A 14,840-nucleotide genomic window follows, 5' to 3' on the forward strand; every position below is an offset into this window, starting at 1 on the left:
TCTTAAATCTGTAAGTCAGGAAAGGAAGTAGTACCCCTCATGGCAGTGGAAATCTTTTACGACGACGACGCGGACCTTTCGATCATCCAGGGTCGCAAGGTCGCCGTGATCGGCTACGGCAGCCAGGGTCACGCGCACTCGCTGAGCCTGCGCGACTCCGGTGTCGATGTCCGCATCGGTCTGCCCGAGGGCTCGAAGTCGCGGGCCAAGGCCGAGGAGCAGGGTCTCCGCGTGCTCACCCCGGCCGAGGCCAGCGCCGAGGCCGACCTGATCATGATCCTCGCGCCGGACACCAAGCAGCGCGCCATCTACGAGAAGGACATCGAGCCGCACCTCAAGGACGGCGACGCGCTGTTCTTCGGCCACGGCTTCAACATCCGCTACGACCTGATCAAGCCGCCGTCGAATGTGGACGTCGCCATGGTCGCGCCGAAGGGCCCGGGCCACCTGGTCCGCCGCCAGTTCGTCGACGGCAAGGGCGTCCCGGCGCTCATCGCGGTCGAGCAGGACGCTTCCGGCAACGCGCAGGCGCTCGCGCTCTCCTACGCGGCCGCCATCGGTGGTGCCCGCGCCGGTGTCATCAAGACGACCTTCACCGAGGAGACCGAGACCGATCTCTTCGGCGAGCAGGCCGTGCTCTGCGGTGGCGCCTCCGCGCTGGTGCAGACCGGTTTCGAGGTGCTCACCGAGGCCGGCTACGCCCCGGAGATCGCCTACTTCGAGGTGCTGCACGAGCTGAAGCTGATCGTCGACCTCATGTACGAGGGCGGTATCGCGCGTCAGCGTTACTCGATCTCCGACACCGCCGAGTACGGCGACCTGACCCGCGGCCCGCGCGTCATCTCGCCGGCGGTCAAGGAAGAGATGAAGAAGATCCTCGGCGAGATCCAGGACGGCACCTTCGCCCGCGAATGGGTCGCCGAGGACGAGGCCGGGCGGCCGAACTTCACCAAGCTCGAGGAGCAGGGCAACCAGCACCCGATCGAGGAGACCGGCAAGAAGCTGCGCGACCTGATGTCGTGGGTGGACCGGCCGATCACCGAGACCGCCTAGTCGTCACCACGAAGGGGCCCTTCATCGCGAAGGGCCCCTTCGTTTTGCGTATCGGAAAGCGATAGCGTGGACACCATGAGTGAGCAGCCGGTGGACGACAAGGCTCAGGTCAGGCCCGATCTGGACCTGAGCGACGCGGTGTGGATCCGGGCGGAACCGGAAGGCGCGAACCTCGAAGACCGCGCCGAGTACGCGCTGATCCCGCACACCGACGGCGTCACCTATACCGCCATGCGCCAGGCGTCGGATCCGGACGGCCATGTCCTCGTGTTCACGCCGACGGAATGGGACGCCTTCGTGAAAGGCGTGCGGGACGGCGAATTCGACCTTCCCGCCCAGCCGGATCAATAAGGCAAGACGTACGCGTGGCTCATGTCGGAGTCGTGCGTGGTGGTCGAGCCTTCCGAGTCGGTGAGTCCGGTGGCCGTTCCCTGGATGCCTGCCGCCTCGCCGCCCAGCCACTCGGCCTTGACGTAGGCGTTGAACCGGGGGACGCAGCCCGGTGCCTTGCTCACGGTGAAGTCCGCTTTGTTGAGTGGCACGTATTTGTGGTGCACCCAGTACGGCACCTCATGCGTGACCTGGATGCTGCTGTCGGTCTTGCAGAGTGTGCCGTCCGCCTTCCACTGGTTGACGAAAAGCGTGAACTTCACCTTTGTGGTCTTGTATTCGTCACAGGTGATACCCCGTAGGCAGACCTGCAGCTCGACGTCGCCCACCACGTTGAGGCCCTGCACGGTCGAGGGGAGGGTGAAGTAGTCGAGCGTGGGCTCCCACACCTTCGGGGAATCGGCGTGGAGACCACGGACTCCCGTGCTCACGCTGGACTGCACCGGTTGCCCGTCGGTGGCGTTGGTGACCGAGGTGTCGGCGAACGTGAGGTACCCGCTGACCAAGCGGTAGGTGGCGGCGCTGTCCCGGCTGAGCGAGTTGCCCCGCACGTTCGCGGTGCAGGTGACCGTGCCCGCGACGCCGGGGTGGACGAGGAAGCGGGTGTAGAGCGTCACGTCCTGGTTCGGGGAGCCCGAGTTCGTGTCGTAGACGTTCTGCCCGATCACCATGTTCTTGCTCCAGCCGCCCGGGCCCCGGCAGACGATTTCGTTGTCGAAGAGGCTGCGGATGGTGGCGTCGTTGACCCGCATCTTCGAGACCACGTATGCGGTCTGCGTGGCGGTCATGTCCAGCGAAATGGTGCCTACGGGAGTGACGCTGTGCACGACAGGCCGGACCTGCTTGGGTACCGAGATCGTTTGCGGGGTGAAGGTGACGGATGTCGCCGCTTGCGCGGGGGTGGCGGCCAGCAGACAGGCGATCAGTGCGAAAACCGCTGCCGTGGCCAGGGAACGGACGTTCAAGTGGACCCTCCTTGTCGGTGCTTCTCGGTGTGGATCCGACCGGTCAGTTGTCCGGCGGCGTTCCCACGGAAGGACCGGCGCAAGCGCTCAAGGTGCGGAAGCAGGTGAAGTATTCGAGACCCTTTTTGGGGTCCTCGGTGGTCATCCAGACGTAGACCTTGGTGGCTCCGCCGTCGATGTCCGCGCTGACGGTGAGGGGCGCCGGCCCGGATTCGTCGCACCAGGTGCTGGAGCTCTGCCAGCCCAGCCATCTCGTGCCCGCCCTGGCCTCCGCGTAGACCCGTCGGCAACCGGAGGCCTTGAACGCCCCGTTGACGCCGACCGACCGGTTGTACCAGGTGACCGTGCCGATGTAGTAGCTCTCGCCGACCTCGATCCGGAACTTGCTGGTGGGGTAGTCGGCGGCGGTGGCGGGTGTCGCCGCGAAGACCATCCCGCCCGCCGATGCGACCGCGGCGACGGCGGCACCGACCTTTCTCAAGCGGCTCTTCGCCTTCGTTGTGCCCATGACGATCACTCCCCGGTTCGTTTTGTTCGGAGACACCACTCAACCCCGGGTGGGCCTCGCACCGGAAAGGATTCGAGCCCGTTCAAATCCGTCGCGAAGACTGCTAGCGTCGACGCGGTGCTCACGTTGCGTGTCGACGCCGATACGGTGTCCAGAACGCGGTTTTCCCCTTCCCCCGCAGCGGAATCCCTGGCGTGGCTGAAACTCGCCGCCGCGTCAGGACGGCACCCGGTGTTCGGCGACCCCGGACCACTCGCCCGCGCGTCACTCGCCCATCCGGACGTCGCCCTGCTCGCGGACCTGTTGCCGCGGGACGGCGACACCTACACGCCCGACCTGCTCACCCCGCAGCCGGGCACGGACACGCAGCGCCGCGACCTGCTCGACGAACAGATCGCGCAGATCGAGGCGGTTGCGCAGGACGACCTCGAAAGCCAGGTCTTCCACTACACCCGGACCCACTGGCGCAGGCCGATGGAGGCCGAGACCCGCCGGATCGCCGAATCGGGACGGATGCAGCGACGTCTCGCCAACGGTCTCGCCCGGTTCTGGCGGGACACCCTCTCCGAGGGCTGGCCCGACCTGCGCTCGATCATCGATCAGGACATCGCCCATCGCGCGACGGGCATCGCCGCCCACGGCGTCGGCCGGATGCTCGGAACGCTCCACCCCGACATCGCTTGGTCCGGCGACGCGGTCACCATCGAGAAGACGTGGGACGGCGAAATCGATGGCACCGGCCGGGACCTGGTCCTCGCACCCGGAGTGCTCAACTGGCCCGACGTCATCATCCAGGTCGACACCCCCGGGCAGCTCGTCCTCTACTACCCCGCCCAGCGGGTCGGAACCGGCCGGGACCACAGGTCCGGAAACCTCGCGCAAGTGGTCGGCAACGCCCGAGCGGCCATACTGGCGGACCTCGAAACCGCCCGGTCCACGGCGGAACTCGCCGCCCGGCTCGGATACACCCCGGGCACCGTCTCCTATCACCTCGGCGCGCTGCACCGCGCCCGTCTCGTCACCAAGGTCAGAGACGGGCGCTACGTGCTGTACCAGCGGACCGCGCGGGCGGCAGGCCTGCTGGAAGCCCGCGATTAGCCAGTCGGTCGACAGCCGGCCCGAGATGTCCACAGCTGACGACCGTCGACTGTGGACATTCGGATGGCCCCGCGGCCTTCGCCCATGATCAGTCCGGGTAATCCACGCTCATTCGTCGAAGACCCGTCGTGTCCTGAGGACAGTTCACTGTGGACACCTCGTTCCTGTTCGCCCACGCGCCGAAGTACCACCGGTACGTGGGCTGGGTGTAGGTACGGCACTCCGCCGCGGCTCGGTGCGCGCGCTGGGTGCACTTCGACGAAACCGCCCAGGAGCCCGTGCTCCGCCACACGCTGCAGTCGGGTGGGATGGCCTGGGTCGACGCGGAGGCGGCCGGTGCCATCGACACCAGCGTGCCCGCGGCGATCGCCATCACCGCCGCCGCGACCCCTCCGCGTGCTTTCGACCGGATGCTCGTCATCGGTTCCTCCCTCATGGTGGCGAGATCCGGCGGATCCGGACTCGCCACCGGGTTCACGCGCTCGCCGACGAGGCCGTTGCCACCCGGCCGGCTGATCACCCGGATGGAGTCCGCCTAAAGCCGCGCGAACAGGTCGTCGAGCCGTCCGGTCGCGGCGGAGATGGCGAGATGGTCGGCGTAGTCACGCGATTCGACGATCAGCCCGTCGCGCACGCGCAGCACGAAGATGGTGGTGACGCGGAATTCCGCGCTGTCGCTCGCCGTGCCCTGGTAGTCGAACTCGCCGATCACGACCTCCGGATCGAGGGTTTCGTGGATCACCCGGAACCGGACCTCGCCCTGTTCGCCGAACTTGAAATGCAGACTCCGCTTGTCCACCTGGTCACTCCGCGACGGACAGCACGACCTTTCCCGTGGTCTTCCCTGCGGCCACGAGTTCTTGGGCTTTCGCGGCCTCTTCCAGTGGGAACACCGTGTCGATCGTCGGCTTGAGGCGTCCGCTGTCGACGAGTCCGGCCAGCGCGAGCAGGCCGGTGCGATCCGGCTCGGCGAGGGTGAACCCGGCGGTGACTCCAGCGGCTTCGGCCAGCTCCGGCATCCGTTCGTCGTTCGTGCGGGTGAGCTGGACGAGCCTGCCGCCGCGGCGAAGCGTCTTGAGCGACCGCGGGCCGTACTCCTGGCCGATCGTGTCGAGGACGACGTCGACGTCACGGACCTCCTCGGCGAAGTCCGTCGTGCGGTAGTCGACGAGCTCGTCCGCGCCGAGACCGCGGAGGAATTCGTGCTTGGCCGCGCTGGCCGTCCCGATCACGTACGCGCCGCGCGCCTTGGCGATCTGGACCGCGAGATGCCCGACCCCGCCAGCTGCCGCGTGGATCAGAACCCGTTGCCCCGGCTGAATGTCCGCGGTGTCGACGAGGCTCTGCCAGACGGTCAGCCCCGCGAGCGGGACCGCGGCCGCGTGCACATGGTCCAAAGTGGACGGTTTGCGCGCGAAGTGACGGCTCGGCGCGGCGACGTACTCGGCGTACGCGCCGGCCTGGAACGGGAACGACGGCATGCCGAAGACCTCGTCGCCGGGGGAGAACAGGGACGCGCCCGCGCCGACCTCCTCGACGACGCCGGACACGTCCCAGCCGAGGATGAACGGCGGATCGCCCATCGGGCCGATGCCCCCGGTCTTGCGGGTCTTCCAGTCGACCGGGTTGACGCCGGCGGCATGTACCCGGACCAGGATCTGGGTCGGGCCGGGGACAGGTCTTTCGACGTCGACGAGTTCGAGGACTTCGGGGCCGCCCAGGCGGTTTTGGCTGATCGCTCGCATGAGGCCATTGTTCGGTGCTCGTCGTACTTTCGGCGAGGCGCGGACGAGCCAGGGGGCGTCAGGATCGGGACAGCTGTGGCGCGTAGCGGGTGCTGGTCGTGCAATGAAAGGTCCTTTCCTAGCAAAATTTGCAAGGAAAGGACCTTTCATTGCACGCCGTGGGGTCGGTGCGGCCGGGTCGTGCGCCTCCGTTGCCGTCTCGACGGCGGGGGCGTTGCGAAAGCCACTTTCGCAACCTTCAACGTTGCGAAAGTGGCTTTCGCAACACCCGCTCGGCCGCGTGCACGCCGTGGCGCGAGCTCAGGCGCCTCGCAAGACCGCCAGGATCTCCCTCTGCTCGAAGTGCTCGGCCCACCCCAAAGCCGACGAGGAGTACAAGGAATCCTCCACCGAGGGATCCGCCCCCACCTCGAGCAAAGCCCGGACCGCGTCCACGTGCCCGCCCTGCACGGCCAGGTGCAGCGCCGTGACGCCCTCCCCGTGGGAGAACCCGCCGAACGTCCCCCGATGGTCGACCGAAGCGCCGAGTTCCGCCAAGGTCCTGATCGCCGAAGCCTTGCCCTGAGCCGCGGCCCAGGTCAGTGCCGTGCCCCGGTAGACGTCGGCGTCCACCGCCGCTCCCCGCTCCACGAGGGTGCGTACAGCCGAGGACCGGTCGTTCCGCGCCGCCCACGCGAGTGCCTCGTCGACGACCTCGGCGGGAACGTCGCTCGGCCGCCATTCCGGGAAACCGCTGTGCGGCCGGTGGAACTCGCGATGCGCGCCCGCCGCGGGGGAGAGCGTGCCGTCCGGCGCGAGCAGCGAATCGAGAAGGTCGGCGCGGCCGAGTCCCGCCGCCACCCGGAGGTTGCCGGGGGAGAGGTCACGCGCGGCGAGCAGCTCCGCGGCCTCACGATGGCCCCAGAACAACGCGACCACCAGTGGTGTCCCGCCGTCGCCGCGGGCGGGAACGTCGACCGGGGCGCCCGCGTCGAGCAGCATCGTGACCAGCAGCGGCAGCCCGGCGTACCCGGCCTGGTGCAACGCCGTCCAGCCGTGGACGTTGGCCGACGCCGGATCGGCGCCATGGTCGAGCAGGATCCGGCACAGCCGCTCGTCGCAGGTCGCGGCGGCCATGCCGAGCAGGTCGTTCCCGTTCTTCCCGTGCGCGTGGACGAGCGTGGGCAGGTCGCCGATCAGGCGCGCGAGCCCGGCGAGGTCCCGCGCGTCGATCAGTTCCCGTGCCCGTTCGAAAGCGAGTTCAGCCGGTGACGTCACGCTCCCGCACGCTACCCCCGACCCCCGACAGAACCCGCCATTCGGCCAGCGGGATCCGGTCGTCGCCGGTCAGGACCTGCAGGCAGACGTGGTCCGCGCCCGCGTCCAGATGCGCCCGCACCCGGGCGTCGATCTCGTCCTCCCCGACGGCGACCAGCGCGTCCACCAGCCGGTCGGAGCCGTAGTCCTCCTCGGTGAACCCGAACCGCCGCAGATTCGCCCGATGGTGGGCGGCCAGGTCCAGATACAGCGACACGTGCCGCCGCGCGATCTCCCGGTCCGGCCCGAGGACGACGGCCTGCTCGACGGCGAGGAAGGCCGAAGGTCCCATGGTCTCCCGCGCCAGCGCGGTGTGCTCGACGGGGACGAAGTACGAATGCGCCCCATCGGTGCGTTCGGCGGCCAAGGCGAGCATCTTCGGCCCCAGTGCGGCCAGCACACGCCGACGCGGAGAGTCCGGTGTGGACAGTTCGGTCCCGTCCATTTCGTCGAGATAGCCGCGCATCGCCTCCAGCGGTTTCGCGCCGGGCAAGTGCCCGCCCAGCCCGAGGACGAACCGGCCCGGATAGGCCTCGGCGAGGGTTCGTTCGGCGGCGGCCGCGGCGACCGGTGCCCGGTGGGAGAACCGCGCGATGCCGCTGGCGACGGTCAGCCGGGACGTCGCCGCCAGCAGCAGCCCCGCCTGCGTGAACGCCTCCCGCCCCAGGTACTCGCCGAACCACAACATGTCGAAGCCGAGTTCCTCGACCTCCGCGGCCGCCTGGCGGAGTTCGCCGATTTCCTTGCCGTCGAACGAGAACGTCCAGACTCCGACGCTCATCGGGTCACCTCCGCCAGTGCCGGGGCGAGCCGTTCCAGCTGGTCCACTATGGACGGGAGATCGTCCCCGACCGGATTGACGAGCACGGTGTCCGCGCCCGCGTCGACGAGTTCCTTGATCCGTCCGGCGATCCGCTCTTCGTCGCCCCACGCGGTCAGCCCGTCCACGAGCCGGTCGCTGACGCCGTCGATGTCGGCGTCGGTGTAGCCGAGCCGCTTCCAGCCCTTGAAGTAATGCGGGACGTCGTACCGTTTCATCAGTTCGATATCCCTGGTCACGCTCGCCCGCGCCTGCTCGCGATCGCCGAGCAGGACCGAATGGGTGGGAACGAGCAGTTTGTCCTCGCCGAGGATTTCCCGGGAGTACGGCGTGTGCTCGAAGGGCTGGGCGAACGGATGCGCGCCGTCCGCCAGCTCCCGCGCGAGTTCGAGCATCTTCGGGCCGACGGCGGCGAGGACACGTGGGAACGGCACCGGTGAAGGGAATTCCTTCTCCGCCGCGGTCATCGCCGCGAGGTAGTCACGGGTCTGTTCGAGCGGCCGGTAGTCCGACCCGGTCTTCGCCGCCTGGTGGCTGTGCCCGATCCCGACGCCGAGCACGAACCGGCCGGGGAAGGCCTGCGCGAGGGTCCGCCCGCCGCTTTGGGCGGTGTACGCGGGCCGGGACCACATGTTGGCGATCCCGGTGCCGACCACCACCCGTTCGGTGGCGGCGAGCGTGATGGCGCTGTACGCGAACAGCTCCCGGTTCCCCGGTCCTTCGCCGCCCCACACGGTGCGGTAACCCAGCTCTTCCAGCCGTTGTATCGCCCGCCGTTCCTCGTCGGGTGTCGGCACGAACATGCCGACCGGCAGCCAGACCCCCACCGCTCCCAGCTGGTTCCGGGTTTCTTCGATCAGGTTCATCGCAACAGTCTCTCCGCTAACATGAGGCAGCCTCCGCTTACGTCGTCCGACTATACGGAGGCTGCCTCCGATTTGTCGAGACTAGGCTCGGGAGTGCGATGGACACCGAGAAGAAGCCGCTGCGGGCGGACGCCCGGCGCAACTACGAGCGCCTCCTCGAAGAGGCGAGGCGCGCCTTCGCCGCGCACGGCGTCGAGGCGTCACTGGAAGAGATCGCTCGCCGGGCCGGTGTCGGCATCGGGACGCTCTATCGGCACTTCCCGACCCGGGAGGCCCTCGTCGAGACGGTGCTTCGCGAAGGCTTCGACACGCAGGCCGCCGCGGCCCGCGAACTCCTGGACTCCGCGGAGCCGCTGAACGCGCTGAAGGCCTGGCTCGCCGGGATGGGTGAACAGTCGGCCCGCTACCGCGGACTACCCGAACTGATGGTCGACGTCCTCAACGACGAGACCTCGCCGCTCTACGCGTCCTGTCACGCCATGCGAGACCAGGTGTCCCAACTGGTGGAAAGGGCGAAGGCCGCGGGGGAGCTCCGGGCGGACGTCACAGTGCCCGAAATCCTGGTGGTGCTGCACGCGCTTTCCTGGGCCAGCGAACACCTTTCGGGTGACAAGTCCCTCGAACGCCTCCTCGATCTCGTTTTCGCGGGATTACGGGCGAGTTAACAATCCCCTGTCACCAGGTCTAAACTGCGGCGCAACCGGGCACAACGGCGTGACCGTCAACAGTGAGTCGCAGGCACAGACCAGATAGTGGGAGCCGTATCGTGACCAAGCCGAACAAGCCCGTCGTCCTCATCGCCGAGAAGCTCGCGCCTTCCGTGCTGAGTGTCTTCTCCGACGAGGTCGAGGTCCAGCATGTGGACGGCACGGACCGCCCCGCGCTGCTCGAAGCCGTGAAGACGGCGGACGCGCTGCTCGTGCGGTCCGCCACCAAGGTCGACGCCGAGGTCCTCGGTGCCACCACCTCGCTCAAGGTCGTCGCCCGCGCCGGCGTCGGACTGGACAACGTCGAGGTCCCCGCCGCCACCGAACGCGGTGTGCTGGTCGTCAACGCGCCGACCTCGAACATCGTTTCCGCCGCCGAGCACGCCGTCGCGCTGCTGCTCGCGGTCGAGCGGCGGGTCCCGGCCGCGGACCAGAGCCTCCAGGGTGGCGCGTGGAAGCGCAGCGCCTACTCCGGCGTCGAGATCCAGGGCAAGACCATCGGTGTGGTCGGCCTCGGCAAGATCGGCCAGCTGTTCGCGCAGCGGCTCGCCGCGTTCGACACCAAGCTCATCGCGTACGACCCCTACGTCTCGGCCGCCCGCGCCGCGCAGCTCGGCATCGAGCTGGTCACGCTGGACGAGCTGCTGGAGCGCGCCGACGCGATCTCGATCCACCTGCCTAAGACCCCCGAGACCAAGGGCCTGATCGGCGCCGAGGCGCTCAAGAAGACCAAGCAGGGCGTCATCATCGTCAACGCCGCGCGCGGCGGCCTCATCGACGAGCAGGCGCTGGCGGACGCGGTCAGCTCCGGTCACGTCGGCGGCGCCGGTGTCGACGTGTTCGTCACGGAGCCCACCACCGAGAGCCCGCTGTTCGGCCTGCCGAACGTCGTCGTCACCCCGCACCTCGGCGCGTCGACGGCCGAGGCGCAGGACCGCGCGGGCACCGACGTCGCGAAGTCCGTGCTGCTCGCGCTGCGCGGCGACTTCGTGCCGGACGCGGTGAACGTCGCCGGTGGGGGCACCGTCGGCGAGCACGTGCGGCCGTACCTCTCGCTCACCCAGAAGCTCGGCACCGTGCTGACCGCGCTCAACCCGAAGGCGCCGGCCTCGGTCACCGTCGTGGTCAAGGGCGAACTGTCCAACGAGGACGTCAGCGTGCTGCCGCTCGCGGCCGAACGCGGCGTGTTCTCCGGTGTCGTCGAAGACCAGGTCACCTTCGTGAACGCGCCGCGCGTGGCCGAAGAGCTGGGTGTCCAGGTCGATCTGGTCATCGAGCCCGAAAGCCCCAAGTTCCGCAGCCTGGTCACCCTTCGCGCGGTCCACGCCGACGGCACGACCCTTTCGGTGTCCGGTTCGGTCACCGGCAAGGACGAGGTCGAGAAGCTGGTCGAGGTCAACGGCCGCCACTTCGACCTGCGTGCCGAGGGCAATGTGCTGCTCCTCGAGTACCCGGACCGCCCGGGCATCATGGGCCGCGTCGGCACGCTGCTCGGCGAGGCGGGGCTCAACATCGAGGCCGCGCAGATCAGCCAGACCACCGACGGCGCGGACGCGGTCATGCTGCTGCGTGTGGACCGTTCCGTCGACTCGCACCTGCTTGAGCCGATCGGCGCCACCGTGGGCGCGCACACGATTCGCGCGGTCAACTTCGGCTGACCTCCCAAGCGCGTGAAGGCCCCCTTCCCTCGGCTCAGCCGAGGGAAGGGGGCCTTCACGCGTATTCCCGCAATTAGCCGACCAACTGCGATCGTTGTGTGTGCGGGGTTCGCGAAAACGCAGAGCAAGATTCAATAACGGTGAAAATTGCCTACTGAAGTCGGGCGGATGGGCCGATAGGTTTTTCCGGCGAGGCCGAACCATCGCGTCGTCAAGGGCACGGCGCGGCGCCGGGGCTCACCGTCGGGGGTGTGTTCGAGAGGCAGGCAGGTTCGAAGTCAAGGCCTCGAGTGAGGGCACGTACTCATGAACAGATCCCGCGTACCCCGATGGGCCATCCGCTCATCGGCCGCGGTCTTCGCCGCACTGCTCGCGACGTCCGTGACCGGGGCGACGGCAGCCGCACAGGATGTCCCGCTCGCGGACGGCGTCACGCCGGCGAAGATCGACCGTAACGGATTCCAGGGGAAGGTCGAGCCGAAGCTCAAGGCCGCACAGGGCCAGATCACCGCCTTCGTCGAGCTGGCCAAGCAGCCCGCCGTCGACGCCTTCAACGCCGAGCAGAACAAGGGCGCAGGCAAGGAAAAGGCGAAGAAGGCCGCGAAGGACGCCAAGGCCGCCGCAGCGGCGACGGTGGACTCCGTCGTCGGGCAGCTCAAGGCCGCCGACGCCGGCACCCAGCTGGTCACCCAGACCTCGAACGCGGTCGCGGGCGCGGTCGTCACCGCCGACGCGGCGAAGATCCGCGAGCTGGCGAAGCGGCCGGACGTCGTCTCGGTCAAGAAGGTGGTGCCGAAGACCCGCACGAACTCCAGTGCGGTCCAGCTGACCAACACGCTCGCGTCGTGGCAGCAGACCGGCCGCTACGGCGACGGCATCCGCGTCGGCGTGATCGACGACGGCATCGACTACACCCACGCCACCTTCGGCGGTCCGGGTACGGCCGAGGCGTACAAGGCCATCAACCGCGACCAGGCAACCCCCGCCTTCCCGACCGACAAGGTCGTCGGCGGTATCGACCTGGTCGGCGACGCCTACGACTCGGGCAGCGACGACCCGGCCCTCAAGACCCCGAAGCCCGACCCCAACCCGATCTCCTGCGGCCACCACGGCACGCACGTCGCGGGCACGGTCGCCGGATTCGGTGTGGACGAAGCGGGCAAGACCTTCACGGGCGACTACAAGAAGCTCAACAAGAAGAAGATCGAAGCGATGCAGATCGGCCCGGGCACCGCGCCCAAGGCCCTGCTGTACGCGATCAAGGTCTTCGGCTGCGACGGCTCGACCAACGTCACCTCCCAGGCACTCGACTGGTCGCTCGACCCGGACGGTGACGGCGACTTCACCGACCACCTCGACGTGGTCAACCTGTCGCTGGGCGGCGACTTCGCCACCCCGGACGACCCGGACTCGCTGTTCGTGCGCAAGATCGCCGCGAACAACGTCGTGCCGGTGTTCTCCGCGGGCAACGGCGGCGACCTCAACGACGTCGGCGGCGCGCCGGGCAACACGCCCGAGGCGCTGACCGTCGCCAGCAGCCGTGACGCGTCCGTCCTTCGCGACGCCGTCGAAGCCGTCGCTCCCGACGGTGTCAAGGGTGCGAAGACCGGGCAGTTCAGCCAGAACTACGCGGCCTACGACACGCTCGACGTCACCGCGCCGGTGGTCACGCTGTCGGCCGACAACGCCGCCGGCTGCAAGCCGTACTCCGAAGCCGACAAGGCCAAGGCCGCGGGCAAGATCGTGTTCCTCGAATGGGACGACAACGACGCGACCCGCGCCTGCGGTTCCGGTGCCCGTTCGAACAACGCGCAGGCCGCCGGCGCCAAGGGTGCGCTGTTCTCGTCCACGCTGGAGCACTTCTCGGCCGGAATCGCGGGCAACGCGGCTCTGCCGACGTTCCAGCTGACCGGCAGCGCGACCGCCTCGGTCCGCCCGGCGCTGGCCGCCGGCACGCTGCAGGTCCGCATGACCGGCAAGGGCCGCGTGTCCGTGCCGACCACCGACCAGTCCATTGTGGACACCCCGAGCTCGTTCACCTCGCGTGGCGGGCGCGGCCCGGCCGTCAAGCCGGACGTCGCGGCGCCCGGTGACTCGATCTCGTCCGCGCTGAGCGGAAGCGGATCCGGTCGCCTGGTCATCTCCGGGACGTCGATGGCGGCTCCGCACACGTCGGGTATCACCGCCCTGATCCGTCAGGCGCACCCCGACTGGTCGGTCGAGGAGGTCAAGGCCTCGGTCATCAACACCGCCGGCCACGACATCCGCGACGCCTCCGGCCGCACCTACGGTCCGCAGCGTGTCGGCAGCGGCCGGATCGACGCGAAGGCCGCGCTGGACAACCAGGTCCTGGCCTACGTCGTCGACAACCCCGGCTTCGTCTCGGTGAACTTCGGTGTCGTCGAAGCGGGCGGCCCGGTCACGCTGACCAAGACGGTCAAGGTGGTCAACAAGGGCATCAAGCCGGTCGAGTACTCGGTGGGCTACGAAGCCGTGAACTCGCTCCCCGGTGTCGAGTACACAGTGGACAAGCCGACGGTGAAGCTGAGCCCGCGCGGTGTCGCGCTGGTGAAGGTGACCCTGAAGATCGCCGACCCCAAGGCGCTCCGCAAGGTCATGGACCCGACCATGGCGGCCTCGCAGGTCGGGCTCGCCCGGCAGTTCGTGGCGGACGCCTCCGGCCGGATCGCGTTCACCCCGAAGAGCGGCACGACCGTTCCGCTGCGGCTTTCGGTGTACTCCGCGCCGAAGCCCGTCTCGTCCATCAACACCCCGGGCAACGTCAACTTCGGCGCGGGCCAGAACCAGGCCGTGTTGAACCTGACCGGCAAGGGCGTGGACCAGGGCACCGGTCCGCAGCGGTACCGCTCGCTGATCAGCGTGCTCGAGCTGCAGGCGGAGTCCCCGCAGCTGCCCGAGTGCGACGGCGACGTCACCACCGACTGCACCCTGAACCAGACCGCCAAGGGCGCCGACCTGCGTTACATCGGCGCGGCGTCCACGGCCCCGCTGGCCAAGGCGCAGGGTGAGCCGGAGAACGCGTTGCTGGCCTTCGGTCTCACCACCTGGAGCGACCTGGCCAACCTGGGCAGCAACACCTCGCCGTTCGTGGACATCGACACCACGGGCGACGGACAGCCGGACTTCGAGACCTATGTGACCAAGGTGACGGCCACCGACGTCCTCGTGGCGGTCACCGTGGCGCTGAAGCCGGGCTTCCCGCAGGTGGACATCCAGCCGATCAACGGCCAGCTCGGCGACGTCGACACGAACGTGTACGACACCAACGTCGTCGTGCTGCCGGTGAGCATCGCGGCGCTGGGCATCGACCCGAACGCCGCGTCGCACAAGATCAGCTACACGGTCGGGACCTCCGGGTTCTACGCGGCGCCGGGTGCGGACTCGTCGACGATCGACTACGTCGGCACGCCGCTTTCGTTCGACGCCTTGGCTCCCGCGTACACCGTCCAGGGCGGCGGCGACTCCGCGCTGGGCTACGTCGCGAAGCCGGGCACGGCGCTGGTGGTCAACCGCAACGCGGCCGCGCAGGACACCGTGCTGGGCCTGCTGGCGATCGAGCACCACAACGCCTCGGGCAACCGGGCCAACGTGGTGAAGATCCAGACGAACGCCGGTGGCGGCGACGCCGGTGTCGACCGGCCGGGCAACGGCGGGCGGCACACCGGACGTCAGCCGATCGGTGTGGGCTGACGCGGTAGTGCGGTGATCCGCGT

General features: G+C 68.7%; 14 protein-coding genes. 7 read left to right on the top strand and 7 right to left on the bottom strand.

What is annotated here, in order from left to right:
* The first annotated feature begins 39 nt into the window (after positions 1-39).
* Both ilvC and DL990_RS14915 read left to right on the top strand, forming a co-directional pair.
* Positions 40-1,053: a ketol-acid reductoisomerase gene (ilvC, locus tag DL990_RS14910; protein ID WP_125786780.1), complete on the top strand. Its 1,014-nt coding sequence runs from the start codon at positions 40-42 to the stop codon at positions 1,051-1,053.
* A 75-nt stretch (positions 1,054-1,128) separates the two neighbouring features.
* Positions 1,129-1,404 carry a DUF397 domain-containing protein gene (locus tag DL990_RS14915; protein WP_125786779.1) on the top strand — a complete coding sequence of 92 codons (276 nt, stop codon included), beginning with the start codon at positions 1,129-1,131 and terminating at the stop codon, positions 1,402-1,404.
* On the opposite strand, the gene DL990_RS14920 is transcribed toward DL990_RS14915, so the two are convergent.
* The gene (locus DL990_RS14920; RefSeq protein ID WP_125799043.1) at positions 1,398-2,408 is read right to left on the bottom strand and encodes a hypothetical protein; all 1,011 of its coding nucleotides are present in this window, start codon (positions 2,406-2,408) and stop codon (positions 1,398-1,400) included. The genes DL990_RS14915 and DL990_RS14920 overlap by 7 nt on opposite strands.
* A 43-nt stretch (positions 2,409-2,451) precedes the next feature.
* Positions 2,452-2,916, bottom strand: a complete 465-nt coding sequence (locus tag DL990_RS14925) for a hypothetical protein (RefSeq protein WP_125799044.1) — start codon at positions 2,914-2,916, stop codon at positions 2,452-2,454.
* A 117-nt stretch (positions 2,917-3,033) separates the two neighbouring features.
* Here DL990_RS14925 and DL990_RS14930 point away from each other — a divergent pair, with 117 nt between their 5' ends.
* Positions 3,034-4,014 carry a helix-turn-helix transcriptional regulator gene (locus DL990_RS14930; protein ID WP_125799045.1) on the top strand — a complete coding sequence of 327 codons (981 nt, stop codon included), beginning with the start codon at positions 3,034-3,036 and terminating at the stop codon, positions 4,012-4,014.
* Positions 4,015-4,262: 248 nt separating this feature from the next.
* Positions 4,263-4,553: a hypothetical protein gene (locus DL990_RS14935; RefSeq protein WP_125786777.1), complete on the top strand. Its 291-nt coding sequence runs from the start codon at positions 4,263-4,265 to the stop codon at positions 4,551-4,553.
* On the opposite strand, the gene DL990_RS14940 is transcribed toward DL990_RS14935, so the two are convergent.
* The 5 genes from DL990_RS14940 to DL990_RS14960 form a co-directional block, all read right to left on the bottom strand.
* Complete coding sequence (locus DL990_RS14940; RefSeq protein ID WP_233598966.1) at positions 4,550-4,813, bottom strand: nuclear transport factor 2 family protein; 264 nt, start codon at positions 4,811-4,813, stop codon at positions 4,550-4,552. The genes DL990_RS14935 and DL990_RS14940 overlap by 4 nt on opposite strands.
* Before the next feature lie 4 nt (positions 4,814-4,817).
* Positions 4,818-5,759, bottom strand: coding sequence for an NADP-dependent oxidoreductase (locus DL990_RS14945; RefSeq protein ID WP_125786776.1), 942 nt, complete (start codon positions 5,757-5,759; stop codon positions 4,818-4,820).
* Between the two features lie 300 nt (positions 5,760-6,059).
* On the bottom strand, positions 6,060-7,016 hold the full coding sequence (locus DL990_RS14950) for an ankyrin repeat domain-containing protein (RefSeq protein ID WP_125799046.1): 957 nt from the start codon (positions 7,014-7,016) through the stop codon (positions 6,060-6,062).
* Positions 7,000-7,836, bottom strand: a complete 837-nt coding sequence (locus DL990_RS14955; protein WP_125799047.1) for a TIGR03620 family F420-dependent LLM class oxidoreductase — start codon at positions 7,834-7,836, stop codon at positions 7,000-7,002. The genes DL990_RS14950 and DL990_RS14955 overlap by 17 nt, the downstream gene beginning before the upstream one ends.
* Positions 7,833-8,741, bottom strand: coding sequence for a TIGR03620 family F420-dependent LLM class oxidoreductase (locus tag DL990_RS14960; RefSeq protein WP_125799048.1), 909 nt, complete (start codon positions 8,739-8,741; stop codon positions 7,833-7,835). The genes DL990_RS14955 and DL990_RS14960 overlap by 4 nt, the downstream gene beginning before the upstream one ends.
* 98 nt (positions 8,742-8,839) lie before the next feature.
* On the opposite strand from DL990_RS14960, the gene DL990_RS14965 reads away from it, so the two are divergent.
* The 3 genes from DL990_RS14965 to DL990_RS14975 all read left to right on the top strand — a co-directional run bounded on the left by DL990_RS14965 (position 8,840) and on the right by DL990_RS14975 (position 14,817).
* Positions 8,840-9,406, top strand: a complete 567-nt coding sequence (locus tag DL990_RS14965) for a TetR/AcrR family transcriptional regulator (protein ID WP_125799049.1) — start codon at positions 8,840-8,842, stop codon at positions 9,404-9,406.
* A gap of 101 nt (positions 9,407-9,507) precedes the next feature.
* A complete protein-coding gene (serA, locus tag DL990_RS14970) occupies positions 9,508-11,106 on the top strand; it encodes a phosphoglycerate dehydrogenase (protein WP_125799050.1) in 1,599 nt (532 codons plus the stop codon).
* A 306-nt stretch (positions 11,107-11,412) separates the two neighbouring features.
* Positions 11,413-14,817: a S8 family serine peptidase gene (locus DL990_RS14975; RefSeq protein ID WP_125786770.1), complete on the top strand. Its 3,405-nt coding sequence runs from the start codon at positions 11,413-11,415 to the stop codon at positions 14,815-14,817.
* Positions 14,818-14,840 lie beyond the last annotated feature (23 nt).

The organism is Amycolatopsis sp. WAC 01416, from assembly GCF_003947485.1.
GTDB lineage: Bacteria > Actinomycetota > Actinomycetes > Mycobacteriales > Pseudonocardiaceae > Amycolatopsis.

Excerpts from the sequence above, each read along its gene's own strand:
- ilvC (WP_125786780.1), top strand. The coding sequence starts at position 40 with ATGGCAGTGGAAATCTTTTACGACGACGACGCGGACCTTTCGATCATC.
- DL990_RS14915 (WP_125786779.1), top strand. The coding sequence starts at position 1,129 with ATGAGTGAGCAGCCGGTGGACGACAAGGCTCAGGTCAGGCCCGATCTG.
- DL990_RS14925 (WP_125799044.1), bottom strand. The coding sequence starts at position 2,916 with ATGGGCACAACGAAGGCGAAGAGCCGCTTGAGAAAGGTCGGTGCCGCC.
- DL990_RS14945 (WP_125786776.1), bottom strand. The coding sequence starts at position 5,759 with ATGCGAGCGATCAGCCAAAACCGCCTGGGCGGCCCCGAAGTCCTCGAA.
- DL990_RS14955 (WP_125799047.1), bottom strand. The coding sequence starts at position 7,836 with ATGAGCGTCGGAGTCTGGACGTTCTCGTTCGACGGCAAGGAAATCGGC.
- DL990_RS14960 (WP_125799048.1), bottom strand. The coding sequence starts at position 8,741 with ATGAACCTGATCGAAGAAACCCGGAACCAGCTGGGAGCGGTGGGGGTC.
- DL990_RS14965 (WP_125799049.1), top strand. The coding sequence starts at position 8,840 with ATGGACACCGAGAAGAAGCCGCTGCGGGCGGACGCCCGGCGCAACTAC.
- DL990_RS14975 (WP_125786770.1), top strand. The coding sequence starts at position 11,413 with ATGAACAGATCCCGCGTACCCCGATGGGCCATCCGCTCATCGGCCGCG.